At 68.0% G+C, this 24,969-nt stretch carries 23 protein-coding genes; 17 read left to right on the forward strand and 6 right to left on the reverse strand.

The features are described from left to right. Position 1: 1 nt before the first annotated feature. On the forward strand, positions 2 to 550 hold the full coding sequence (locus tag ACMT1E_RS11945) for a hypothetical protein (protein ID WP_414900499.1): 549 nt from the start codon (positions 2 to 4) through the stop codon (positions 548 to 550). 15 nt (positions 551 to 565) lie between these two features. Here ACMT1E_RS11945 and ACMT1E_RS11950 read toward each other — a convergent pair whose 3' ends face one another. Continuing rightward, on the reverse strand, positions 566 to 1,873 hold the full coding sequence (locus ACMT1E_RS11950; RefSeq protein ID WP_414900501.1) for a DEAD/DEAH box helicase: 1,308 nt from the start codon (positions 1,871 to 1,873) through the stop codon (positions 566 to 568). Between the two features lie 269 nt (positions 1,874 to 2,142). Here ACMT1E_RS11950 and ACMT1E_RS11955 point away from each other — a divergent pair, with 269 nt between their 5' ends. From ACMT1E_RS11955 to ACMT1E_RS12020, 14 genes are all read left to right on the forward strand, one after another. Next, entirely contained in the window at positions 2,143 to 2,889 is a 747-nt protein-coding gene (locus ACMT1E_RS11955) for an aspartyl/asparaginyl beta-hydroxylase domain-containing protein (protein ID WP_414900502.1), read from the forward strand. Between the two features lie 60 nt (positions 2,890 to 2,949). Then, entirely contained in the window at positions 2,950 to 4,248 is a 1,299-nt protein-coding gene (locus ACMT1E_RS11960; protein ID WP_414900503.1) for a M20/M25/M40 family metallo-hydrolase, read from the forward strand. 76 nt (positions 4,249 to 4,324) lie between these two features. Beyond that, the gene (locus tag ACMT1E_RS11965) at positions 4,325 to 4,900 is read left to right on the forward strand and encodes a NifU family protein (RefSeq protein ID WP_414903415.1); all 576 of its coding nucleotides are present in this window, start codon (positions 4,325 to 4,327) and stop codon (positions 4,898 to 4,900) included. A 33-nt stretch (positions 4,901 to 4,933) separates the two neighbouring features. Then, the gene (locus ACMT1E_RS11970; protein WP_414900504.1) at positions 4,934 to 5,527 is read left to right on the forward strand and encodes a malonic semialdehyde reductase; all 594 of its coding nucleotides are present in this window, start codon (positions 4,934 to 4,936) and stop codon (positions 5,525 to 5,527) included. 4 nt (positions 5,528 to 5,531) lie between these two features. After that, the gene (gene tsaB, locus ACMT1E_RS11975) at positions 5,532 to 6,164 is read left to right on the forward strand and encodes a tRNA (adenosine(37)-N6)-threonylcarbamoyltransferase complex dimerization subunit type 1 TsaB (RefSeq protein ID WP_414900505.1); all 633 of its coding nucleotides are present in this window, start codon (positions 5,532 to 5,534) and stop codon (positions 6,162 to 6,164) included. A 6-nt stretch (positions 6,165 to 6,170) separates the two neighbouring features. After that, entirely contained in the window at positions 6,171 to 6,644 is a 474-nt protein-coding gene (locus ACMT1E_RS11980) for a GNAT family N-acetyltransferase (RefSeq protein ID WP_414900506.1), read from the forward strand. A 119-nt stretch (positions 6,645 to 6,763) separates the two neighbouring features. Further along, positions 6,764 to 7,177: a MucR family transcriptional regulator gene (locus tag ACMT1E_RS11985; protein WP_414900507.1), complete on the forward strand. Its 414-nt coding sequence runs from the start codon at positions 6,764 to 6,766 to the stop codon at positions 7,175 to 7,177. A 71-nt stretch (positions 7,178 to 7,248) separates the two neighbouring features. After that, complete coding sequence (locus tag ACMT1E_RS11990; RefSeq protein WP_414900508.1) at positions 7,249 to 7,671, forward strand: Fur family transcriptional regulator; 423 nt, start codon at positions 7,249 to 7,251, stop codon at positions 7,669 to 7,671. Next, positions 7,643 to 8,422, forward strand: a complete 780-nt coding sequence (locus ACMT1E_RS11995) for a lysophospholipid acyltransferase family protein (RefSeq protein WP_414900509.1) — start codon at positions 7,643 to 7,645, stop codon at positions 8,420 to 8,422. Before ACMT1E_RS11990 ends, ACMT1E_RS11995 begins: the two co-directional genes overlap by 29 nt. Positions 8,423 to 8,430: 8 nt before the next feature. After that, positions 8,431 to 9,735: a tRNA (N6-isopentenyl adenosine(37)-C2)-methylthiotransferase MiaB gene (gene miaB, locus ACMT1E_RS12000; protein ID WP_414900510.1), complete on the forward strand. Its 1,305-nt coding sequence runs from the start codon at positions 8,431 to 8,433 to the stop codon at positions 9,733 to 9,735. A gap of 139 nt (positions 9,736 to 9,874) precedes the next feature. Further along, positions 9,875 to 10,870, forward strand: coding sequence for a PhoH family protein (locus ACMT1E_RS12005; protein ID WP_414900511.1), 996 nt, complete (start codon positions 9,875 to 9,877; stop codon positions 10,868 to 10,870). A 204-nt stretch (positions 10,871 to 11,074) separates the two neighbouring features. Beyond that, positions 11,075 to 11,587 carry an rRNA maturation RNase YbeY gene (gene ybeY / locus ACMT1E_RS12010; RefSeq protein WP_414900513.1) on the forward strand — a complete coding sequence of 171 codons (513 nt, stop codon included), beginning with the start codon at positions 11,075 to 11,077 and terminating at the stop codon, positions 11,585 to 11,587. Between the two features lie 12 nt (positions 11,588 to 11,599). Continuing rightward, complete coding sequence (locus tag ACMT1E_RS12015; RefSeq protein ID WP_414900514.1) at positions 11,600 to 12,505, forward strand: hemolysin family protein; 906 nt, start codon at positions 11,600 to 11,602, stop codon at positions 12,503 to 12,505. Between the two features lie 162 nt (positions 12,506 to 12,667). Next, complete coding sequence (locus ACMT1E_RS12020) at positions 12,668 to 14,014, forward strand: PQQ-dependent sugar dehydrogenase (protein ID WP_414900515.1); 1,347 nt, start codon at positions 12,668 to 12,670, stop codon at positions 14,012 to 14,014. A 35-nt stretch (positions 14,015 to 14,049) separates the two neighbouring features. Here the strand turns inward: ACMT1E_RS12020 and ACMT1E_RS12025 are convergent, their stop codons facing one another. The 3 genes from ACMT1E_RS12025 to ACMT1E_RS12035 are packed head-to-tail and all read right to left on the reverse strand — an operon-like array spanning position 14,050 to position 20,663. Further along, a complete protein-coding gene (locus ACMT1E_RS12025; protein WP_414900516.1) occupies positions 14,050 to 15,498 on the reverse strand; it encodes an amidohydrolase in 1,449 nt (482 codons plus the stop codon). A gap of 49 nt (positions 15,499 to 15,547) precedes the next feature. Beyond that, positions 15,548 to 17,275 carry a gamma-glutamyltransferase gene (ggt, locus tag ACMT1E_RS12030; RefSeq protein WP_414900517.1) on the reverse strand — a complete coding sequence of 576 codons (1,728 nt, stop codon included), beginning with the start codon at positions 17,273 to 17,275 and terminating at the stop codon, positions 15,548 to 15,550. Between the two features lie 13 nt (positions 17,276 to 17,288). Then, positions 17,289 to 20,663, reverse strand: coding sequence for a TonB-dependent receptor (locus tag ACMT1E_RS12035; protein ID WP_414900519.1), 3,375 nt, complete (start codon positions 20,661 to 20,663; stop codon positions 17,289 to 17,291). Between the two features lie 180 nt (positions 20,664 to 20,843). Here ACMT1E_RS12035 and ACMT1E_RS12040 point away from each other — a divergent pair, with 180 nt between their 5' ends. Beyond that, complete coding sequence (locus ACMT1E_RS12040) at positions 20,844 to 21,377, forward strand: RNA polymerase sigma factor (RefSeq protein ID WP_414900520.1); 534 nt, start codon at positions 20,844 to 20,846, stop codon at positions 21,375 to 21,377. Next, complete coding sequence (locus ACMT1E_RS12045; protein ID WP_414900521.1) at positions 21,377 to 22,357, forward strand: FecR family protein; 981 nt, start codon at positions 21,377 to 21,379, stop codon at positions 22,355 to 22,357. The genes ACMT1E_RS12040 and ACMT1E_RS12045 overlap by 1 nt, the downstream gene beginning before the upstream one ends. Here the strand turns inward: ACMT1E_RS12045 and ACMT1E_RS12050 are convergent. Together ACMT1E_RS12050 and ACMT1E_RS12055 are read right to left on the reverse strand one after the other, a co-directional pair. Then, the gene (locus ACMT1E_RS12050; protein ID WP_414900522.1) at positions 22,329 to 23,519 is read right to left on the reverse strand and encodes a serine hydrolase domain-containing protein; all 1,191 of its coding nucleotides are present in this window, start codon (positions 23,517 to 23,519) and stop codon (positions 22,329 to 22,331) included. The genes ACMT1E_RS12045 and ACMT1E_RS12050 overlap by 29 nt on opposite strands. Continuing rightward, a complete protein-coding gene (locus tag ACMT1E_RS12055) occupies positions 23,519 to 24,799 on the reverse strand; it encodes a class I SAM-dependent methyltransferase (RefSeq protein ID WP_414900524.1) in 1,281 nt (426 codons plus the stop codon). The genes ACMT1E_RS12050 and ACMT1E_RS12055 overlap by 1 nt, the downstream gene beginning before the upstream one ends. Positions 24,800 to 24,969 lie beyond the last annotated feature (170 nt).

Consider the following 24,969-nt stretch of genomic DNA (forward strand, 5'->3'; position numbering starts at 1 on the left):
GATGACCGACAAGCATGTGATGCGCGGGTTCAGGCTGGCGGGCGCGGCGGCGATGCTGGCGGCGGCCGGCGGCGTTCAGGCGCAGACCGGGCTGCCCAAGGGCACGCCCGAAATCTACGATCAACTGATCGCCTGCCGCGCCCTGACCGACCAGGCGCAACGCTACACCTGCTACGACACCCAGGTCGCGGCACTGGAAGCGGCCGTGACCAGCAAGCAGGTCGCGATCGTCGACCGCGAACAGATCCGGGAAGCGCGGCGCGGCCTGTTCGGCCTCACCCTGCCCAGCATCCGGCTGTTCGGCGGTGGCGACAAGGACGATTCGGACGCGCCGAAGGAAATCGAGGCGACGATCAGCACCGCCTATCGCGGCGGCTATGGCGAATGGTTCATCGTGCTGGAGGACGGCGCGAAATGGCACCAGATCGACAACAAGACGATCATGAGCCCGAAGCCGGGGCAGACGATCCGCATCCGCTCCGGCGTGCTCGGCAGCTATATGGCGAACGTCAATAAACAACCGGCGATCAAGGTCCGCCGGGAAAATTGACGCCGACCCCGCACCTCAGCGGGTGCGGGTGACGGCCCCCTTGTGCGCGCCGACGCCGTGGCGCGACCGGTTGGGGCGGAACGGCCGCTTCGGGCGGTCGGCGGCGGCGGGCGCGGCGCGGCTGTCCTTGAACCGGCGCTGGGCGGTCGCCGGCGCCTGCGTCGGCTTCGGCAGCGCCTCCTTGCGGCGGTTGAAGTCCTCCGGCAGCGGCATCGGCTCCAGGCGGATGCGGGTCAGCCGCTCGATCCCGCGCAGATAACCGCGCTCCTCTTCGTCGACAAAGCTGATCGCGACGCCGGTCGCGCCGGCGCGCGCGGTGCGGCCGATGCGATGGACATACTGCTCCGCGACGTTCGGCAGCTCGAAATTGAACACATGGCTGACGCCGGACACGTCGATGCCGCGCGCGGCGATGTCGGTCGCGACCAGGATGCGGATGCGCCCGTCGCGGAACGCCTGCAATGCGGCGGTGCGCTGCGGCTGGCTCTTGTTGCCGTGAATCGCGGCGCAGCCGATGCCGGCGGCAAGCAGATGCTTCACCACCCGGTCGGCACCGTGCTTGGTGCGGGTGAAGACGAGCGCGCGGTCGATCTCCGTCTCGGCCAGCGTCAGCGTCAGCAGCGCCTGCTTCTCCGTCTTGCCGACGAAGGTGACGAACTGGTCGACGCGCTCGGCGGTGGTCGCGGCCGGAGTGACCGACACCTTGACCGGATCGGTCAGGAAACGGTCGCCCAGCTCGGCGATCGCCTTCGGCATCGTCGCGGAAAAGAACATAGTATGGCGCTGGCGCGGCAGCAGCTTGTCGATCCGCTTCAGCGCGTGGATGAAGCCCAGATCGAGCATCTGGTCAGCCTCGTCGAGGACGAAGATCTCGACATCGCGGAGGGTTACGGCGCGCTGGTCGATCAGGTCGAGCAGCCGGCCGGGCGTGGCGACGAGGATGTCGACGCCGGCGCGCAGCTTGTTAATCTGCCGCCCGATCGGCACGCCACCGAACACCGTTTCGACCGACAGGCGCACGAAGCGGCTATACTCGCGGAAGGAAGCGGCGATCTGCGCCGCCAGTTCGCGCGTCGGCGACAGCACCAGCATGCGGCAGCCCTGGATCGGCGTCGGCTTCGGGTGGCGGACGAAATGGTCGAGTGCCGGCAGGGCGAACGCCGCCGTCTTGCCGGTGCCGGTCTGGGCGATGCCGCACAGGTCGCGGCCGGCGAGCACGGGCGGGATCGCCTGCGCCTGAATCGGCGTCGGCGTATCATAGCCCTTGGCGGTCAACGCCTTGAGGATCGGCTCGGCAAGGCCGAGCTGTGAAAAACTGGTCATGGATAACTCTTCAGTACGGCAACGCGCGGCGCGCATGGCGCGGCCACGAATGCCAGGGGTCCTTGACGACCCGCGTGATAGGGAAGCCTTGTGCGTCGGCGCATAAGGGGGACGGCCGGGCCCGTTTCCAGGCTGTTCACGCTGCCACCGCCGCGGGTTTTGCCCCGTGCGCGGCACGCCCTATCGCGGCAAACAGTGGCGAAAGCAAGGCCGGGCAACCAACCGCTTCGTCACGGGTTCGTTGCGGCAGTGCTGTGACCGATATGGCTATGAATACCAATCCGCGCCGTCCGTGGCTGTACCGGGCCGTCAAGAAGGCCCGCCCGTCGCTGGACCGGCTGATCGCGCGCTACTCGGAAATCCCCGACACGCCGGTGCTGGACCCTGCCGATTTTCCGTTCACCCCCTTGCTGCGCGAACGCTGGCTAGTGATCCGGGGTGAAGCGGAAGCAGTGCTGTCCAACCCGGCGGCCATTCCGCCGCTCGCCGCCATCTCGCCCGATCACCGGCGGATCGCGGCGATGGACCAGTGGCAGAGCTTCTTTCTTTACGCCTATGGCAACCCGATTGCCGAAAACCTCGCCCGCTGCCCAAAAACGGCGCGGCTGATCGGCGCCATACCCGATCTGAACTCCGCCTTCTTCTCCGTATTGCGGCCGGGCGCGCACATCCCCCCCCATCGCGGCGTGACCAAGGGGCTGGTGACAACGCATCTGGGCCTGATCGTCCCCGCCGGCCCCGGTTGCCGGATGCGGATCGGCGGCGAGACTCTGCGCTGGGGCCATGGCGAGACGCTGACCTTCGACGACACTTTCGAACATGAAGTGTGGAACGAAACGCCGGAAACCCGCGTCGTGCTGCTCGTCCAGACCCGGCGCCAGCTGCGCTTTCCCGGCACCGTCGTCGCCGACGCCCTGCTCTGGGGCATTCGCCGCAGCCCGTTCGTGCGTGACGGCGTCGCCAACCTCACCGCCTGGAATGCCGGCAAGCGTCCGCGCGACCAGACCCGCGGCTAATAGCGGCGCTTCTCTTTCTCCCCTGCTTCTGCAAAGAAACGCGGGCAGAGAGGACGACCAATGAAATTGCTGCCTTTTGCCGCCGCCGCCGCGCTGATCGCCGGCCCGCTCCACGCCGCGCCGAGCGCCGCCGAAAAGCAGATGGCCGCAACCGTCGCCGCCGAACAGCAACGCAATGTCGCGCTGCTGGAAAAGCTCGTTAACGTCAATTCGGGCACGCTCAATCTGGCCGGCGTGACGGAGGTCGGCGCGCTGGTCCGGCCGGAACTGGACGCGCTCGGCTTCGAAACGCGCTGGATACCGATGGCGGACGCGCAGCGCGCCGGTCACCTCGTCGCCGTCCACAAGGGCAATGGTCGCGGCAAGCGCCTGCTGCTGATCGGCCATCTCGACACGGTGTTCGAGAAGGATTCGCCGTTCCAGGCCTTCATTCGCAGGGGCGACAAGGGCGAAGGCCCCGGCGCGTCGGACAACAAGGGCGGCGTCGTGGTCATGCTCGCCGCGCTGCGCGCGATGCAGGCGGCCGGCACGCTGAAGAACGCCGACATCGAAGTGGTGCTGACCGGCGACGAGGAAGACGTCGGCACGCCGATACCGCTGGCGCGCCGCGACCTGATCGCCGCCGGCAAGCGCGCCGACGCCGCCCTCGACTTCGAAGGGCTTTCGGTGGTCGACGGCAAGGACATGGGCAGCATCGCCCGGCGCAGCTCGACCAGCTGGACGCTGACCGTCACCGCCCGCGGCGGCCATTCCAGCGGCATCTTCGGCGCGTCCGCCGGGAACGGGGCCGTCTACGAGCTGGCGCGGATCATCGACACGTTCCGGCGCGAGCTGCCGGAACAGAACCTGACCTTCAACGTCGGGCTGGTGCTGGGCGGCGCGCAGGCGGCGCTCGACGCGCAAGGCATTCGCGGCACCGCCGCCGGCAAGAGCAACATCATCGCCGAACAGGCGATCGCGCGCGGCGACATGCGGACGCTGAGCAACGAGCAGACCGCGCGCGTCCGCGCCCGGATGCAGGCGATCGTCGACCAGCCGCTGGCCGGCGCGAAAGCGGCGATCCGGTTCGAGGAAGGCTACCCGGCAATGGCGCCGACCGACGGCAACCGCGCGCTGCTCGCCATGCTGAACGGCGTCAACCGCGACCTTGGCCTGCCCGAGCAGGCGCCGCTCGACCCGCTGAAGCGCGGCGCCGGCGACATCGCCTTCGTCGCCGCCGACGTCGCCGGGCTGGTCGGCCTCGGCCCGTCGAGTGAGGGCGACCATGCGCCGGGCGAGACCGTCGACCTCGATAGTTTCGAGCGGCAGGCGACGCGCGCCGCGGTACTGATGAGCCGGCTGGCCGCGACGCCGCGCTGAACGGGCGCGGAAATTTGGCTTTTGCCGACCGGCTTTGAGGGTTGATCGCGCGCGCCGGCAGGCCCACATGACGGCCATGCTGATCGAGACCGAAACAACCCCCAACCCGGCAACCGTCAAATTCCTCCCCGGCCGCACGGTCATGGAGGTCGGCACCCGGGATTTCGCGACGCCGGAGGACGCGGAAGCATCGCCGCTGGCGGAGGCGCTATTCTCGCTGGGCGATGTCGAGGGCGTGTTCTTCGGGCGCGACTTCATATCGGTGACGATCGGGTCGGGCGCCGAATGGCGCGAGGCCAAGCCGCAGATACTGGGCGTGCTGCTCGACCATTTCGCCGGCGACATGCCGCTGTTCCGCACCGGCTCCGCCGCCGCGATCGCGATCGAGGACGACGACACCGACTATGGCGACGCGCCGGAGGACGCCGACATCGTCGCCCAGATCCGCGAACTGATCGAAACGCGGGTCCGCCCGGCGGTGGCCAATGACGGCGGCGACATCCTCTACCGCGGGTTCAGCGACGGCGTCGTCAGCCTGCACATGCAGGGCGCCTGCGCCGGCTGCCCGTCATCGACCGCGACGCTGAAGCGCGGGATCGAGACGCTGCTCAAGCATTATGTGCCGGAAGTGACCGAAGTCCGCGCGATCTGAGCGGCCGGCCCCCAGACTCGAGAAGGACAGACCATGGCCGCACCGCTGCCGCCCGAGGCACTCGACCAGATATTCCGCACCGCGCGGACCTATAACGGCTACACCGACGAGCCGGTCGGCGAGGACCAGCTTCGCGCGATCTGGGATCTGATGAAGATGGGGCCGACATCGGCCAACCAGTTGCCGGCGCGGCTGGTGTGGTGCGTCAGCCAGGACGCGAAGGACAGGCTGGCGGCGCTGGCATCCGGCAGCAACGACGCCAAGATTCGTAAGGCGCCGGTCACGGTCATCATCGGCATGGACCAGAATTTCCACGAATATCTGCCGGAACTATTCCCCCACACCGACGCAAAGAGCTGGTTCGACGGCAAGGACGAGTTGCGCCGTGAACATGCAATGCGCAACAGTTCGCTGCAGGGCGCCTATCTGATTATCGCCGCGCGCGCGCTCGGCCTCGACACCGGGCCGATGTCGGGTTTCGACAATGCCGCCGTCGACGCGGCGTTCTTCGCCGACACGCCGTCGGTCAAATCCAACTTCATCGCGACGCTCGGCTACGGCGACCCGTCGACGATTTTCGAACGGCTGCCGCGCCCGCCGTTCGAACGGTTCAACCGGATCGCCTGATCCGTTGCGCACGCTGGCGATCGAGACCGCGACGACGGCCTGTTCGGTCGCCCTGTATGACGGCGGCCGGCTGGTCGCCCACGGCCATGATGTCGTCGGGCGCGGCCATGCCGAGCGGCTGGTGCCGATGATCGCGGCGCTGCCGGGCGGCGGCCGGGCCGACCATATCCTTGTCGATTGCGGGCCGGGCAGCTTCACCGGCGTGCGCGTCGGCCTGGCGGCGGCACGGGCGCTGGCACTCGGCTGGGGCGCGACCGTCGGCGGATTTTCGTCGACCGCGCTCGCCGCCGCTACCGCCTTCGCCGCGCCGGACGCGCCCCTCGCGCTTGCCGTCGCGCTGATCGGGGGGCATGGAGAATATTTCGTCCACCCGTTCGCCGCCGATCCGATGCACGAAACCGCCCCGCTCGCCTCACTGCCGCCCGACGCCGCGCTTGTCGCGGTCGGGGCGCTGCCGCTGGTCGGCTCCGCCGCGGCGCGGCTCGCGGCGCTGCGAGGTGACCAGCCGCTGGGCGATGCGGCGCCGGACGCCCGCGCAGTGTCCCTGCTCCCCGCCGGCTTCACCGCACTGGCGCCCAGCCCGATCTACGGGCGCGGACCGGACGCGCGGCTGCCCGGCGCCGCACCGGGGCACTGACCAGCGATGGCGGCCCCGGTCACGATCACCGTCGGCGGCATGGCCGATCTCGACGCGGTGATGCTGGTGATGGCCGACAGCTTCGACCCGACTTTTGGTGAGGCATGGACCGACCCGCAATGCGTCGGCATTCTCGGCATGATCGGAAGCTGGCTGCTTGTTGCGCGGGTCGCCGGCGTCCCGGCCGGCTTCGCGCTGAGCCGGGCGATCGCCGGCGAAGGCGAATTGCTGCTGATCGGGGTCCGGCCACAGCACCGCCAGCGCGGCATCGGCACCGCCCTGCTCGACCGGGTAACGGCGGATGCCCGCGCGCTCGGCGTCACCGCCTTTCATCTGGAAGTACGCGAAGGCAATCCGGCGATCGCGCTTTACGAACGCAACGGCTTCCATCGGATCGGGCGCCGCCCGAACTATTACCGGGGCCGCGACGGCACCGCGCGCGATGCACTGACCTATAAGCGTGACCTATCAGTCATTTAATAGTGATTCATAGAAAAACGCCTGAAATTTAACCTGACAGCACTTGTATTTGTCTGGACGCAAGGACATGAGGCCGAACGCAGTCGAAATGGCTGCCCCTTCAAAAGAAAGTCGCAGACATGTCCGAAGCATCCGAACTGAGCGAAACGCTGATCACATTGACCGCCGACATCGTCGCCGCGCATGTCAGCAACAATAGCGTCGCGGTGTCTGACATTCCTGCACTCATCCAGAATGTGCATGGCGCACTCGCTGGTCTGGGGCAGGCGGCCGAAGAACCCGAAGTGAAGCAGGAACCGAAGGTGTCGGTGCGCGCGTCGGTTAAGCCGGACTTCATCATCTGCCTGGAAGACGGCAAGAAGCTGAAGATGCTGAAACGGCATCTGATGACCCACTATCAGATGACCCCTGATCAGTATCGTGCAAAATGGGGCCTGCCGTCCGATTACCCGATGGTTGCGCCGAATTACGCGGAACAGCGTCGTTCGCTGGCCAAAAAGATCGGCCTCGGCACACAGCGCCGCAAGCGTTAGCATGATCCGCGAAGCCGCCGGGCGCGATCCGGCGGCTTTGCCAATTGCGGGAAAGCGGCTAAACAGACGCCATGAGCCGGACCATCGACGTAGAAGCGCTTTGCGCCGAAAAGGGCCTCCGCATTACCGAGCAGCGGCGCGTCATCGCCCGCGTGCTGTCGGAGTCCCAGGACCATCCCGATGTAGAGAAGTTGCACGCCCGCGCGGCCGCCATCGATTCGGGCATTTCGATCGCCACCGTCTACCGCACGGTCCGGCTGTTCGAGGAAGCGGGCATTCTAGAACGCCATGATTTCGGCGACGGCCGCGCCCGCTACGAAGCGGCGCCGGAGGCGCATCACGACCATCTGATCGACGTCGAGACCGGCAAGGTCATCGAATTCGTCGACCCGGAGGTGGAGCAGTTGCAACGGCTGATCGCCGAACGGCTCGGCTATCGCCTCGTCGACCATCGCATGGAGCTGTATGGCGTCAGCCTCGATCGCAAGGGCTGACCCGCTGGGCGGCGTGCGGGCGCTGGCGCGCCTCGTCACGCTGCTCCTCCTTCTCTTCCCCTGCCTGCTTCTGCACCTCGTCTGGCGGCTGGTGCGGCGGCCGTCGCCCTGGCCGCGCCGGTTCCTCGGCGCCGTCGCCCGCATCTGCGGCGCGCGGGTGGAGGCGAACGGCGCGCGGGTCGAAACGGACGTATTCTATGTCGCCAACCACCTGAGCTGGATCGACATCTGCATTCTCGGCGGGGCGAGCGGCGCGGCGTTCGTCGCCCATGACGGGGTGGCACGGGCGCCGATCGTCGGCTGGTTGGCCAGGCTGAACAACACCGTGTTCGTCGCCCGCGCCGACCGGCTGAACGTCGGCGCGCAGGTGGCGGCGATCCGCGCCGCGCTCGATGCGCGCCAGCCGATCGCGATCTTTCCGGAAGGGACGACCACCGACGGCAACGGCCTGCTGCCGTTCAAGCCGGCGCTGTTCGCGGTGATGGCGCCGCCGCCGCGGCCAATGCGCATCCAGCCGGTGCTGCTCGATTTCGGGCCAGACAGCGCCGCCGTCGCCTGGGTCGGGGACGAACCGGGACTGGACAATGCCCGGCGGCTGCTTGCCCGGCCCGGCGGCTTCGTGGTGACGGTCCGCTGGCTCGAACCGTTCGATCCGGCGGCGATCGGCGACCGCAAGGCGATCGCCCACGAAGCGCGGGAACGCATCCGCGCGGCGCTGTCGGCTTCCCAGCGCGGGCCGGCAAGCCTATAGCGCCGCCAATGAACCGCCCACTGCCCCGCCGCTTCCACGTCAAATCCTTTGGTTGTCAGATGAACGTCTATGACGGCGAACGGATGACCGAACTGCTCGCCGCGGAAGGGATGACCACGGCGGCGAGCGCCGACGACGCCGATCTCGTCGTGCTCAACACCTGCCACATCCGCGAAAAGGCGGTCGACAAGGTCTATTCCGACATCGGCCGCCTGCGCCGCGATGACGGCAGCCGGCCGATGGTCGCGCTCGCCGGCTGCGTCGCCCAGGCGGAAGGGGACGAAGTGGTGCGCCGGACCCGCGACGTCGACATCGTCGTCGGCCCGCAGGCCTATCACCACCTGCCCGATCTCGTCGCGCGGGCGGCGCGCGGCGAAAACGCGGTCGACACCGACATGCCGGCGGATTCGAAATTCGGCGCCCTGCCCGCCCGGCGGCGCAGCGGCCCCGGCGCGTTCCTGACCGTGCAGGAAGGGTGCGACAAATTCTGCACCTATTGCGTCGTTCCCTATACACGCGGCGCGGAAATCAGCCGGCCATGGGCGGCAATCGTCGACGAAGCGAAGGCACTGGCCGACGCCGGCGCGAAGGAAATCACCCTGCTCGGCCAGAACGTCAACGCCTGGACGGACGACAGCGGGCGCGGGCTGCACGACCTGATCGAGGCGATCGCGCTGATCCCGGCCATCGCCCGCATCCGCTACACCACCAGCCACCCCAACGACATGAGCGACGGGCTGATCGCCGCCCATCGCGACATCGCCAAACTGATGCCGTTCCTGCATCTGCCGGTACAATCGGGCAGCGACAGGGTGCTGAAGGCGATGAACCGCAGCCACGACACCGCCAGCTATCTGCGGGTGATCGACCGGGTCCGCGCGGCGCGGCCGGACATCGCCCTGTCCGGCGACTTCATCGTCGGTTTCCCCGGCGAGACCGAGGCGGAGTTCGCGGCGACTCTGGATATCGTCGATCGCGCCGACTACGCGCAGGCCTACAGCTTCAAATATTCGCCGCGCCCCGGCACTCCGGCGGCAACGATGACCGACCAGATCGCGCCAGAGGTTATGGACGATCGGCTCCGTCGGCTGCAGGCGGCGATCAACGCCCGGCAAATGGCGTTCAACCAGGCCACCGTCGGCCGGCGGACCAGTGTGCTGCTGGAACGCAAGGGCAAATTGCCCGGCCAGTGGATCGGCAAATCGCCCTGGCTGCAATCGGTGCACCTGATCGGCGGCGCGATCGGCGATCTGGTCGATGTCGATATCGTCGCCGCCGGCCCGAACAGCCTGAGCGGCGAAGCGCGCGCCTGAACCGGCGTGTCCGCCGGGGTGACTGTGGCCCGGCTGCATCGGACGGGCGGGTGTTCGCCTCAGCCTGCGCGATGGTGCTGGATTTTCGCGTCGCGCCGCCCCATTTTGACCGCGTGACTCGTGCCAGTGAAAGGTCCGGATGAGCCGTAAGCCAGTGCCCGCCCAGGCGGGGGAGCGTGCCCGGCTGGAGGTGGTGTTCGACCGTCCCCAGCTTCTTGGCCAGCTGTTCGGCCATTACGACCAGAATCTGGTGGCCATCGAGAACAGGCTCGGCGTCTACATCGCCGCGCGCGGCAACAAGCTGCAGATCGAGGGAGAAGCGGAAGCGGCGGCGCGGGCGCGCGACGTGCTGACCGGCCTCTACAACCGCATCGTCCAGGGCGAACCCGTCGATACCGGCACGGTCGACGCGGTGATCCAGATGTCGACCGAACCGACACTGGACGGGATCATCCGTGCCGATGCGTCGCAGCCGCCAAGCGTGATGATCCGCACCCGCAAGAAAACGATCGTCCCGCGCTCGGCCACCCAGATCCGCTATATGGAGGCGCTGGGCCGCGACGACGTAATCTTCGCGCTCGGCCCGGCGGGCACCGGCAAGACCTATCTGGCGGTGGCGCAGGCGGTGCAGCAATTGATTCAGGGCACCGTCAGCCGACTGATCCTGTCGCGCCCGGCGGTCGAGGCCGGGGAGCGGCTTGGCTTCCTGCCCGGTGACATGAAGGAGAAGGTCGACCCCTATCTCCGCCCACTCTACGACGCGCTCTACGACATGCTGCCCAACGAGCAGGTCGAGCGGCGGATCACCAGCGGCGAGATCGAGATCGCGCCGATCGCCTTCATGCGCGGGCGCACCCTGTCCGACGCGTTCATCATCCTGGACGAAGCCCAGAACACGACGCCGGCGCAGATGAAAATGTTCCTCACCCGCTTCGGCCAGAACAGCCGGATGGTGGTGTGCGGCGACCCGCGCCAGGTCGACCTGCCGGACATCGGCAAGTCCGGCCTTGCCGACGCGGTCGGACGGCTGGAGGGGATAGACGGCATCGCCGTCGTCCGCTTCGGCGCCGCCGACGTAGTGCGCCACCCGATCGTCGGCCGAATCGTCCAGGCCTATGAGGGGCCGGATGAATGATGCGGGGCGGTGCCTTGATGCGCCCCTCGACTGCGCTCGGGATGGACGGCTTCATTCACAACCCTGAAAGCCGGTCAGGCGCTTCAGGTGCAATTAGGCGACGGCTTCTGGCCATCGGCGCGCACTCTCAACCCCGTCCATCCCGAGCGCAGTCGAGGGACTGCCCCGCCCAACCGCCGGTAAAGGACACAGCAAAGGCACCCGATGCTTGACATAGCCGTTCAGGCCGAACCCGAATGGCCCGCCGCCGACTGGGACGGCGCCGCCGCCCGCGCCATTACGGCGGCGATCCGCAACAGCCCGTTCGCCACGCTCGCCGATGCTGATTTCTCGGTCGAGGTCGCCGTCCGCCTGACCGACGACGATGAAGTCCGCACCCTGAACGCGCAGTATCGTGGCAAGGACAAGCCAACCAACGTCCTGTCCTTCCCGATGGTCGAACCCGACATGCTCGCTACTCTTGCCAACACCGACGACGGCGAGGTGCTGCTCGGCGACATCGTGCTGGCGCACGGGGTCTGCGCGGCGGAAGCGGCGGCGCGCGGCATCGATGTTGGCGCCCATGCCACACATCTGATTGTCCACGGCACCTATCATTTGCTAGGTTACGACCACCAGGGAGCCGGGGAGGCCGAGGCGATGGAGGCGATGGAACGCGAAACCATGGCGATACTCGGCTTACACGATCCCTATGACGACACAGATGAGGGGGGCTGACCGGCTCGCTTGATGCCAGACGATTCCAGTAGCAGCGGCCAGCCGTCGCAGACGGGTGGCCTGTTCAATGGGCTTTTCGGGCGCCTTTTCGGCAATGAGGGCGAGCCCACCCTTCGCGACCAGATCGAAGAAGCGATCGAGGAGCATGAAGGAGACCCGGAACCGGACGCGGCCGGTGACCTGTCGCCGATCGAACGGCAGATGGTCCGCAACCTGCTGCATTTCGGCGAACGCACCGTCGGCCATGTCGCGGTGCCGCGCGGCGACATCGTCGCCGTGTCGGAAACCGCCAGCTTCGACGCGCTGGTCGCCCTGTTCGCAGAGGCAAGCCACAGCCGCCTGCCCGTCTATCGTGGCAGCCTGGACACGGTGATCGGCATGATCCACGTCAAGGACGTGTTCTCGATCCTGGCGACCGGAGCGCCACGTCCGGCGGCGATCTCTGCCCTGATGCGCCAGCCGCGCTACGTGCCGCAATCGATGCGGGTGCTCGACCTGCTGGCGGAAATGCGGGCAACGCGCACCCATCTGGCGATCGTGCTCGACGAATATTCCGGCACCGACGGCCTCGTCACCATCGAGGATCTGGTCGAGGAAATCGTCGGCGAGATCGAGGACGAATATGACGAACATGCGCCGGAAGCGTTGGTCCACGGCGAAAACGGCCAGTGGGAAGCCGACGCCCGCGCCACGCTGGAAGAGGTCGGCGCAACCGTCGACGCCCGGCTGGCCGAGGTCGAGGAGGATGTCGACACGCTGGGCGGACTGGCCTTCGTTCTCGCCGGGCGAATCCCCCAGTGTGGCGAAATCGTCACCCATCCGAGCGGCTGGCGCATCGAGGTGGTTGACGGCGACGCGCGGCGGGTGACACGGCTTCGCCTTCACCCACCGGGGGCGGAGCGCCTGCCGGAGGAGTAACCGGCGGCACGGTGGCGGAATAGCGGCGTCGATTGCGCTGAATCGGCGCGGGTGCCGCTTCCCCACACGCAGATCGGACTCTAAAGTCCCGCCGACGCGGCCCCGAACCGAACGACCGCATTATCATCACCGCGCCCTTCTGGGCCGGAAGGAGCGAACGCGATGAGCCGCAGACTGCTGATCTTCATCCTGATCGTAATCGTGGTGGCGGCCGCGGCGGTCGCCCTGCTCAGCCGACGCGACAACGCCCAACTGGCGTTCGACGCGGTGGTTGGCCAGCGCCCGACCATATCCCCGCCGCGCAACGAGATGATCCCGACGGTCAACATCGCCAAGCCGATCGGCTGGCAAGGGGGTGCCCGGCCGGTCGCGGCGGCGGGGCTGACGGTCAGCGAATATGCCGGCGACCTCGATCACCCGCGCTGGATGACGCTGCTGCCCAATGGCGACGTTCTGGTTGCCGAAACCAATTCCCCGCCCCGCACCGGCGGCGGCGTGACCGGCTTCGTCATGAACCTGTTGCTCGGCCGCGCCGGCGCGGCCAGCACCTCCGCCAACCGCATCACCCTGCTGCGCGACGCCGACGGCGACGGGCGGCCGGAAGCGCGCTCGGTGCTGCTGACCGGCCTCAACTCGCCGTTCGGCATGGCGGTGATCGGCGACCGGCTGTTCGTCGCCAACACCGACGCGATCGTCGCCTACCCGTTCAAGGTCGGCCAGACGAAGATTACCGCCAAACCACAAAAGATCGCCAGCCTGCCCGGCGGCGGCAACCACTGGACCCGCAACCTGATCCCGGCGCCGGACGGCAAGTCGCTATTCGTCGCGGTCGGGTCGGCCAGCAATATCGGCGAAAAGGGGATGGAGCTGGAAACCCACCGCGCCAACATCCTGCAGGTCGACATCGCCAGCGGCCGCTACAACATCTTCGCCTCCGGCCTGCGCAACCCGGTCGGCCTCGCCTACGAACCGAAGACCGGGGCGCTGTGGACGGTGGTCAACGAACGCGACATGATGGGCGGCGATCTGTCGCCCGACTATCTGACCCGCGTCGAATTCGCTGCCTTCTACGGCTGGCCCTATACCTACTGGGGTGGCTATCTCGACCGGCGGGTCCAGCCGGAAAGGCCGGACCTGCAGGAATATGCCAAGCGTCCGGACTATGCGCTTGGCGCCCATGTCGCCGCCCTCGGCCTTGCCTTCGCCGGCGATGCAAAGCTTGGCCCGCGCTTCGCCAACGGTGCCTTCGTCGGTGAACACGGCTCGTGGAACCGCAAACCGCCGTCCGGCTACAAGGTCGTCTATATTCCGTTCGGTGAAGACGGTTTCCCGGTGAAGGGCGCCAAGCCCGTCGACCTGCTGACCGGTTTCCTCGACGCCAGCGGCCGCGCGCAGGGCCGGCCGGTCGGCGTCATCACCGACAAGACCGGCGCGCTGCTCGTCGCCGATGATGTCGGCAATCGCATCTGGCGGGTCAGCGCGGCAGAGGCGCAACCGGCCGCGCAATAGCGTCCACGCGGCGGGTCGAGCCTGAGCCGGCCCGCTTAATTCCCCGTCGGCTTGCGGTAATCCAGCGGCGGGGTGCGGTCGCCGACCATCGCCTGGTATTTGAAATCCGCGCCGCGTGCCTTGTCCATCTCGGCACGGGCAGCAGAAAGCGTGTCCGGGCTGCGAAACAGCTCGGCAGCGCTCAGCGCCAGCGCCTTGGCGGCGACGACCCCGCCCTTCGCGCCGATCGCCCCGCCGCTGGCCGCCACCGCCTGCCAGCTATGCGCGGCGGTGCCGGGCACCCAGGTCGCTGTCGACAGACCGACGGTCGGCGTCACCCAGCTGATGTCCGACACGTCGGTCGATCCGCCAGAATCGTGCCGCTGGAGCGGCTGGACCTGCGTGGCGGACGCCAGATCCTTCTTCGTCGGCAATGTCGGCTGGATGCGCTCGGCCCAGCTGCGCTCCGCCGCCGTCCACGCCGGGCCGCCGACCGCCTCCAGATTGCGCTGCATCACCGCCGCCAGCGTGTCGTTGCCCAGCATCGAATAGACGCCGCCGGTAATCTCCACTTCCACCTTGGTGCCAGACGCAAGCGCAGCACCCTGTGCCGCGTCGTTCACCCGCTGCCATACCGCCTTGACGATCGCCGGGTCGGTGTGCCGGACGTAATAATAGACCTCGGCGAAATCGGGGACGACGTTAGGCGCTTTGCCGCCCTCGGTAATGACATAGTGGATGCGCGTGCCCTGCGGCACATGCTCGCGCAGGAAATTGGTCGCAACATCCATGATCTCGACGCCGTCGAGCGCCGACCGCCCCTTGTCCGGCGCGGCGGAGGCGTGGGCGGAAACCCCGCGAAAACGGAACTTGCCGCTGATATTCGCCTGGCTCTTGCCGACGCTGACCGCGTTGCCGTCGCCGGGATGCCAGTGCAGCGTTGCCGCAACATCGTCGAACAGGCCGGAACGGACCATGTAGACCTTGCCCGATCCGCCTTCTTCCGCCGGCGTACCGTAGACGCGCAGTTCGCCCGCGACCTTGTTGCGAATCATCCAGTCCTTGACCGCCATCGCCGCAGTGATCGACGCGGCGCCAAACACATTGTGGCCGCACCCATGCCCCGCCGCCTGCCCGGCGATCGGGGTCGCCACCGGATCAGCGGTCTGGGCTAGGCCGGGCAGCGCATCGAACTCGGCAAGGATGGCGATGACCGGCCCGGCGCCATTCTTGAAACTGGCGACGAAGGCGGTCGGCATCCCCGCCACTCCGGCGTCGACGGTGAAGCCCGCCTTGCGCAGGTCCTGTTGGAGCAGCGCGGAACTCTTCACCTCCTGATAGCCGACCTCGGCATAGCTCCAGATCGCCTTCGCGGTGTCGGCCAGCGCACCGGCCCGCCCGTCGACATCGGCGGTGATCGCGGCGTTCTCGGCCGGGGTAAGCGGCGCGGCGGCCAGCGGGGCGGCGCCGATCAGCAGGCAGGCGGACAGGGCAAGGCGGGTCATCACGGCTCCTTCATTGCTGCGGCGCAGGGCAGGGCGCCGCCGGTTTTTCCTAGCGCACGCCAAGCGCCAGCGCATCCGGGCGGCGCGTATCGGCGGCACCCAGGAACAGCCCGTTCGTCACCATGATCGACTGGGTGCTGCCCATCGTCGCCGATGGCTTCACGTCATGCCCCCGCGCTTCGAGCAGTGGCACGATGTCGGGGGAAAAGCCCGGTTCCAGTTCGATCGGCGCGCCAGGGCCGCTCTGGTTGATGCGCGGGCGCTGCGCCGCTTCGGCAATGTTTAGCCGGTGGTCGATGACGTTCGACAGCAGTTGCACCATCGTCGCGATGATGTAGCCGCCGCCGGGCGTACCGGTCAGCAACCACGGCTTGTCGTCGCGGAATACGATGATAGGGGTGATCGTCGACCCAACCCGCTTGCCCGGCACGGGCTGCGTCGCCTCGCGCCCGGCCCCGCGCAGTCCCCAGGCAAGGTTGCCGAACGAATTGTTGAGCAGGAAGCCGGTGCCCGGCGCCACCACATGCGCGCCATAGGACGCGGACAGGGTATAGGTATTGGTCACGGCGTTGCCCGCCGCGTCCGCGACCGAGAAATGCGTCGTGTCGCGGCTCTCGTAGGGATAGGGGTTGCCGTCCGGCAGCGTTGCCGTGCCGAGTGTTTTATCCCGCTGGATCAGTTTCGCGCGTTCGGCGGCAAAGCCCTTGCTGGCCAGCCCTTTGGTCGGCGTGTTCCAGTCCGGCGCCCCGCCGACCAGCCGCCGGTCGGACCAGGCGATCTTCACCGCCTCCGCCACGGTGTGCAGCGTCGCCGCGCTCCCCCAGCCGGTTTCGGCGAGCGGAAAATGCTCCAGAATGTTCATCGCCTCGGCGACGGTAACGCCGGACGCGGTTGGCGGCATGTAGGCGATGCGCTGGCCGCGATAGTCGGACCAGATCGGCTGGCTGACGATCGCACGGTAACCGGCAAGGTCGGCCGCGTCGATGATGCCACCGCCGGCCTTGACCCCGGCGACCAGTCGTTCGGCCACCGGCCCCTTGTAGAATCCGTCGCGGCCGCGCGCCGCGATCTGCTTCAACGACCAGGCAAGGTCCGGCTGGCGGAACAGTTCGCCCGCCCGGTATGCCACGCCGCCGGGTTTGAAGAAGGCGGCCATCGCGCCGGGGTCGTCGGCCATCGCCTTGGCCTGCTCGGCGGTCGCCTTCGCCTCGTCATCGCTCAGCACCACGCCGTTGCGGGCGAGCGCGATCGCCGGGGCGATCAGCGTGCCCCAGCGCAGCTTGCCGAACCGCTGGTGCGCCTCCCACAACCCGGCGACGGTGCCGGGTATGGCGACGCCCTTCATCGAATAGCCCTTGTCCCGGTCAAACCGGCCGGTGGCGTCAAGCAGCAGGTCCGGCGTCGTCGCGCGCGGCGCCTGCCCGTAATAATCGATCGCGATCGTCTGGGCCGGGCGGTCGGCGGTCGGCGCCATATGGATCAGCATATAACCGCCGCCGCCGACATTGCCGGCGCGGGGCAGCGTCACCGCCAGCGCGAAGGCGGTGGCCACCGCCGCATCGACGGCGTTGCCGCCCTTGCGCAATATTTCGACGCCGACGCGGGTGGCGATGGCGTTCTGACTGACCACCATGCCGTCGCGGCCGATCGTCGGATGGTGAATTTCGCCATAGCCGACGATGTCGCCGCCGGACGGCCCGGTCTGGGCGACAAGCCCGGCCGGCACCGCCAGCGTGATCGCCAGCAGCCCGGCCAGACAGCGAAATCCGCGCCGCATCCCGGCCCTCCTGTTAGAAAGACGCACGGAAATTGGCGTACCAGTAACGCGCATAGGGGTTGTAGAGGCTGGCGAGATAGCCGTCCGACGACAGCGGCGGCTTCGCATCGGTCAGGTTCCGCACGCCGATCCGCAACCGGTAACGGCCGGTGGTGTCGCCACCAACCTCGACCTGCGCATAGAGGTTGAAGGTCATCTGGTCGTCGATGACCCACGGCACGCCGACGGGGTCGAGCAGCCCGGTATCCTCCACCGACCCGGTATACTGGGTGTAGGCGCCGATCTGGAACCGGTCATAGCTCCATGTCAGCGAGCCAGACCCCTTCCAACGCGGCTTGCCGCTCTGGCGGATGCGGTTGCCGGCCTCGGCAATGATCGTCCCGGCGTTGATCGTACCGGCGGCGCGCGCATCGATCAGCGCCTGGATCGGCGGCGACGGCTGCAGGAAGAATTTGCGCAGATAGGCGGCATTGGCGCTCAACTGGAACGTGCCGATGCCGAAATCGGGCAGCTTCCAGAAGAAGCCGAAATCGACGCCGGACACAGACTGCGGCAGCAGATTCACATATTTGTCGCGGACGAACAGCACCCGCCCGGCCGGCGTAAGGCCGGTGCCGGCGAACAGCGCGATGTCGTCGGCGGTCGGCGCGGCGCGAATGACATTGGCGTCCTCACCGCCGCCGACCCGCTCCAGATAATCGTTGATCAGCGCATTGCCCTCGCCGAACAGCCCGACGATGCCCTTCTGGCGAATATTCCAGTAATCGGCGGTGAAGGTCATCCGGCCCAACCGGTCCTCCAGAAAGCGCGGCTCCAGCACGACGCCGGCACCCCATGTCGTCGACGTTTCCGGCTTCAGGTCCGGGTTGCCGGACCGCTGGGCGGAGGTGGCGAAGCCCTGGCTGCAATCGGCGAAGCTGGTGATCCGGCCGGCGCGCAGGTCCGCCTCGCAGCGGATATAGTCGGTGCGGGTGTTCGACCGGGTTACCACCGTCGCGTTGATCTGCTCCAGGTTCGGCGCCTTGAAGCCCTGGGCGTAGGACCCGCGCAGGCGCAGGCCGGGGATGATGTCCCACGCCCCGGCGACCTTCGGCTTCGCCACCGACCCGACGTCGCTGTAATGCTCGTAACGCCCGGCGAGCTGCAATTCGGCGCGGTAGACGAGCGGTATCTCCATGTCTGGAGAAACCAGCGGGATCGCCAGTTCGGCATAGGCGGCGGCAACGGTGCGCCGGCCGCGGGTGTCGGGCGACGGGCTGCTGCCGATCAGATCGCTGGGATTGACGAAGCCGCTGACCGCGTCGACGAACTGGATAGTGCCGTCGACATGCGGATCGCGATTGTCGATCTGGGTCTCGCGCCGGATCTCGCCGCCGAAGGCGAAGCCGACATCGCCGCCCGGCAGGGTCAACAGGTCGGCGCGGCTGCCGCGCAGGTCGGCCATCGCCAGCGTCGCCTTGTTGAATCGGGTGGTGGTAATCCTGATCGCGTCGATCGCCGCCTGGCGGCTCGGCGTCACATCGGCGCCGGACGGATCGACAATCGTGCCGCCGCTGAACGGGTTGTAGGCGTCCGGCGTAGTCAGCGCCAACTGCTTCTGGAGCAGCGTCTGGCTCAGCCCGTCTGACTGGTCGCGCACCGTCGCCTCGGAATAGACCACCGCGGTTTCCCATTTGAAGCCGAGCGCTTCGAACTTCAGCCCGCCGAGCAGGCGGAACTGTTCGTTCTTCACGTTGACGATATTGGGGCCGACATCGGCGAAGTTATAGCTGCTGAGGGTAATCGCCTGTCCGCTCGCCGGGGCATCGATGCCCGGCAGGCGGTTGGGGTTGGCCGATCCGTCCGGCAATGTCGTCGGACCAAACGGGTTGTAATAGTTGCTCGCCGGAATGACGAGCGGCCCGGAACTCAGCGTGCCGGTCGACGCCTGAACGCTGCGGGTCTTGGCGCGATAATACCCGGCCTCGCCGAAGAATTCGAGATTGTCGGTCAGGTCGTAATGGCCGTTCAGAAACAGGTTCAGCCGCTTGACCGCCGGGATCACGCTGGTGTTGAACGCATGGGCCGCGTCGAAGCGCAGGTTGCGGTCGGCGGCGCCGCTGATCGTGCCATCGTCGATGCACAACCCGCCGGCCAGCGCGGTCTGGCAGCCGGCGTTGCTGTCCGGCTGGATGTGAAACTGGCCGGATGCGTTGGTCAGGTTGGTCGCGCCCTGCCGCACCCGGACGTTGCCATAGGTCTGGAACGACCCCCAGGGCGTGATCGTGCTGCGCCCATCCAGCCCGTTCAGCCCCTCGAACGGCGTGCCGTCGAACAGCGGCCGCTTGTCCGCCGACGCGGTATAATTCTGGTCCCATGCGTCGAGCGATGTGCGGTGGTCGTAACTGGCGAACAAGGTGACGTTGCCGCGCCCGCCCAGATCGGCGCCCGCCAGCAGATTGGCGTTGAACTCGATCATGCTGGTGTCTTCGGCATAGCCGATCTGGCTCTCGGCCATCACACCGTTGTAATCGGTGCGCAGCACGGTGTTGACCACGCCGGCGACCGCGTCGGACCCATAGATCGCTGCCGCCCCGTCGCGCAGCACCTCCAACCGCTCCAGCCCGAATACCGGGATAGCGTTGGTGTTGTAGGTCAGCGTCGGCACCAGATTGTCATCGGCGCGGCTGGTCGGGTGGTTCACCACCCGCCGGCCGTTCAACAGCACCAGCGTGTTGCCGACGCCGAGGTTGCGCAGGTTGACCGACCCGACGTCGCCGCGCGCCGAATTGGAACTGTTCGGCAGATAGGCGCTGTTGAAACTGACATCGCCCATCTGCGGGATGGACCGGAACAGTTCGTCGCCGGACAGCGAGCCGGTCGCGGAGATCGACTGCGCGTCGACGATGGTGACCGGCAGCGCCGCCGTCACCTTGCTGCCGGCGATCCGCGAACCGACGACAACGATGTCGGCAGCGGCATCGGCATCACCGGTGGTCGCGGCGATCGCTTCCTGCGTCGCACTGCGCGCCGGCGCGTCGGCGGCGGGGGCCGCCGTCGCCGTAGCCGCCTCGCCGTCCTGACGATAGGCGATCGGCGTCACCCGCGGCGCATCGGTGCGGATGATGCGGACGCTGTTCTCGCCGGTGACGCGATAGGTGTAACCACTGCTGGCCAGCACCGCGCTCAGCGCCTGCGCCAGCGTATATCGCCCGGCGACACGCGGCGCGCGCAGATGGGTGATCTGTTCATCGGTGAAAATCAGCTGGACGCCGGTTGTCCGCGCGACCTGATACAGCGACGCGTCGAGCGTCTGCGCCGGCAGGTCGATGGCATAGCGCGCCTCGGCCGACAGGGCCGGAGACGCGATGGCGCACAGGGCGGCCGACAGAAAATATCCTGATTTCACACGATTCCCCCTTCGTTTGTCCGGCCCTTTCCCCTTGGCCTGGTCTAGGTAAGACGTTCGACGGACCCGTTTACGAACCGCCGCGCCGCCCGGCGGCGCGATTTATTTTCGCTGTTCCCGAAAAACAGTTCGCTTCACGCCTGCTCGAGCGTCATCATTGACGACAGGGGATTTGACGGCATGGCGAGCAGGCCGCAGCAACGGATCGACTCTCTCGGCGCAACCGGCATCGAGGCCGAGCTGCTGGAATCGAGCCGTGCGGCCCTGCGCGCCTTCGTCGCACGGCGGGTCAACGACCCAACGGAAGCGGAGGATCTGGTGCAGGAAGCCTGCGTGCGGCTGATCCAGGCCGGGCGGACTCATCCCGTCGAACGGCCGCAGGCCTATCTGTTCCGCATCGCTGCCAACCTTATCGCCGATCGCGGCCGCCGCCCCGCCCCGACCGAGCCATTCGACGAAGCCCTCGCGCCGCCGGTCCGCGCCGCACAGGAGGATGGCCGCACCCTTGATGATCTTCAGCATCTGCTGGACGCGGCGCTGGCGGAATTGTCGCCGTCATGCCGACGGGTCTTCGTGATGCGTCGTTTCGAGGAACTGTCGACCGCCGATATTGCCCGGCAGCTGCGGATCACCCCGCGCATGGTCCAGAAGCATCTGGTCCACGCCGTCGCCCATCTCTACGAGCGGCTCGCCGCCCTGCGAACGGACGGATAATGCGCGAAGAACCGCCATCCAACCGGCTGGGCACGCGCGCGAGCGCGGTTTTCGACGGCATCCTCGCCGGCCGGACCGACGCCATCCATCCGGACGACCGCGCAGAGGCGGAAGCGTTCTGGACCTGGCTCGGCCGGTTCGACCATCCCGGAGACGGCGTGCCGGTGGCGCCGCCTGCCCACCGCCGCCGCTGGCCGCTCGGCGCGGCGCTGGCGGCAACCCTGATCGCCTCGATCGGCGTCGGCACCTGGCTGTCGGCCCGTGACAAGACCGTCTCTTCCCCGCCGCGCGGCGCCGAATATGCCGCCGAGCGCGCCGAACGGCGTGTCCTTCGGCTGACCGACGGGTCAGTGGTGACGCTCGGTGGCGCCAGTCGCGTCGCCCTCGCTTATACGCCCGCCGAACGCCGCATCCGCCTGACCGAGGGCGAGGCGCTGTTCAACGTCGCCCACGACAGCCAACGCCCGTTCATCGTCGAGGTCGCGCATGGCGAGATTCGCGCGGTCGGCACCGCATTCGACGTCCGCGTCGCGCCCAATCAGGCGGCGGTTACGGTGGTCAGCGGCGTCGTCCGCATCGCACTGCGTGGCCCGTCGGTCGACGGCGCCCGCGGCGACACGGTGGTCAAGAGCGCACGCAAGGGTGAACAGGTCCGCTTCGGCATGCTGAACGACGGCGGCGAAAGCGTCGGCTTTATCTCGCAGACGAAGGAAGCCAATGTCGATCAGGCGACCGCGTGGACCCGCGGTGTGCTGGTGTTCCGGGGCGAACCGCTGGCGCAGGTGGTGGCGACGATCAATCGCTACACCCACGACACCGTCGTCGTCACCGATCCGCGCAACGCCGCCCTGCCGATCTACGGCGTGGTCGATCAGGGCGACACCTCGGCCCTGCGCGAACTGGTGCACGATCCACGCGTGATCTCGATCAGCAAGGCCCGCCCCGGCGGGCTCAGCGGCCAGCGTCCAGCGCCGCGCTGATCCGGGCGAGGAATAGTCGGCGCGCTTCGCTCAACGCCGGGTCGGTCGCCCTGGGCCAGGCGCTGACCATCGCCACCACCAGCCCGCGCGCCGGGTCGATATGGATCATCTGGCCAAATATGCCGCGCGCGTCGAAGCTGGCGTCGGGGTTGGTCCACCACTGATAGCCATAGCCATAGCCGGGCGCCCCGGTATCGGCCTCGCCGTGGGTGGCGGCGGCGAACCAGCCGTTCGGCACCACTTTCCGCCCACCGGCGACGCCGCCGTCGAGCACGAACTGGCCGATCCGGGCATAGTCGCGCAGCGATGCCGACAGGCAGCAGCCGCCGATATTGCCGCCGCCGCTGTCGACCATCCAGAACAGCGGCTGTTCCATGCCGTAGGGTTGCCAGATCTTCTCGGCCGCATAGGCGGCGAGCGACTTGCCGGTCGCGCGGGCGACCAGCACGCCGATCAGGTTGGTCTCGCCGGTCTTGTAGACCCATTTCGTTCCCGGTTCCGCCTCGCGCGGCAGGGTGCGCATATAGGCGACGGTCTGGTCGATCCCGGCGGGCGGCGGTTCGGTCAGCATCCGCGCCACATCCGACTTCGGATCGGTATAATCCTCGTTCCAGCGCACCCCCGACGTCATCGTCAGCACCTGGCGGATGGTCACGCCGTCATAGCCGGCGCCGGTCAGTTCCGGAATATAGCGGCTGACCGGATCGTCGACCGAGGCGATGAAACCGTCGGCGATCGCCGCGCCGACCAGCGTCGAGGTCAGCGACTTGGCGACCGAGAAGCTGGTCCAGCGGCCGGTGCGGGAAAAGCCGCGCGCATAGCGTTCCAGGCGGACCTTGCCGTGCTGGAGGACCAGCAGTCCGGCGACGTTGTTCGCCGCCATATAGGCCCCGGCCGGGTCGCCCGGCCCGAGGGCGAGCGGTGTCCCGTCCGGCAACGGGCGCGGGTGGGCCGACGCCGCCACCGTGTCGCCGGGGAACAGCCGTTCCATGGTCGGGAAATTGGCGTCGCGCTCCGCCTGGTTCCAGAACAGCACCTCCGCGCCGGCGTTGCGCAGCTTCGCCGCCTTGTCGGGTGTCAGCCGGACGCCGTCCTTCGCCACCGCTGCCGCGGGCAGCACCAGCAGCCCGGCGGCCAGCGCCGCCCCCAGCAATGTCCGCATCATCCCCCCTCCTTGACCAGCGTGACCTGCGCGACGTCGATGCCGCCGCCGCGAAAGCCGCCTTCGCAATACATCAGATAATAGCGCCACAGCCGCACGAAGCGTTCGTCGAACCCGGGCGGCAGCCGCCCCGCGTCGATCGCCGCGTCGAACCGCTCGCGCCAGCGGCGCAGCGTTTCCGCATAGTGCAGGCCGAAACCGCGCCGGTCGCGCCAGGCAAGGCCGGCCTGCTCGCACAGCGCCCGGAACGCGCTTTCCGACAGCAGCATGCCGCCGGGAAAGATGCAGGTCTGGATGAAATCGGTGCCGGCGGCGTAACGGTCGAAGATCGCGTCGTCGATCGCGATGAACTGGATCGCGGCGCGCCCGCCCGGCTTCAGGCAGCGGGCCAGCGCCTCGGCATAGGCGCCCCAATAGGCCTGGCCGACCGCCTCGACCATTTCGACGCTGGCGATCGCGTCGAACGTGCCGGCGACGTCGCGGTAGTCGGTCAGCTCGATCCGCACCCGCCCGGCGTTGACGTTGGCGCGGTTGAGCGCCAGCGCATGCGCCCGCTGCTCCGCCGACAGGGTGATGCCGGTGACGCCGACGCCATATTCATCGGCTGCGATCTCGGCCAGAGTGCCCCAGCCGCAGCCGATCTCCAGCAAATGCTGGTCCGGTTTCAGCTCCAAACGGTCGAGCAGCGCGCGGACCTTGTTCAACTGGGCATAAGCCAGTTCTTCGTCCGGGCGGATCGGTTCCTGGAACAGCGCCGCCGAATAGGTCATCGTCTCGTCGAGCCAGGCGGCGTAGAAGGCGTTGCCGAGGTCGTAGTGGAAGGCGATGTTGCGGCGCGATCCGCTCCGGCTGTTGCGGCGCAGCCAGTGGCGCAGCCGGCCGAACGCCCGGCCGAGGCCCCGCGCCCGCGCCACCCGGTCAAGCGACCGGGCGTTGCGCATGAACAGCGCGAACAGCGGCACCGGATCGGGGCTGGCCCATTCTCCACTGTCCCACGCGCGGTACCAGCCGAACGACCCGTCACCGGCCAGCCGCAGCAGCGCCCGCCAACTGTTCAGCCGCACCTCCGCCACCGGGCCGGGCGCGCGGCCGCCGAGGATGCGGTAGGAACCGTCCGGCAGCCAGGCCTCGATCGCGCCCGCTTCCAGCCCGATGTCGATGCGATCGAGCATACGGTGGAACGGCGCCGCGACCAGCGCCGACCACAGCCGCCCGCCGGCCGCGCCGCCGCGCCGCCTGGGCAGGAACTGACCGTCCCGATCGGGCTGCCGTGCATTCATGGCGGCATCTTACGCGACCGGGTCAGGCGGTCCAGCGTTTAGGTTTGTGGGCTTTAGGGGAAACCGGCACCAGCCCTCTCCCCCACCCGGCCTCCCAACGACAGTATCCTGAAATGGGAGGTCGGGTGGGGGAGAGGGCCGGTGCAGCTTGAACAGAACAAGCGCGAAAC

The organism is Sphingomonas flavalba (genome assembly GCF_047553045.1).
Taxonomy (GTDB): Bacteria; Pseudomonadota; Alphaproteobacteria; order Sphingomonadales; family Sphingomonadaceae; genus Sphingomonas_L; species Sphingomonas_L flavalba_A.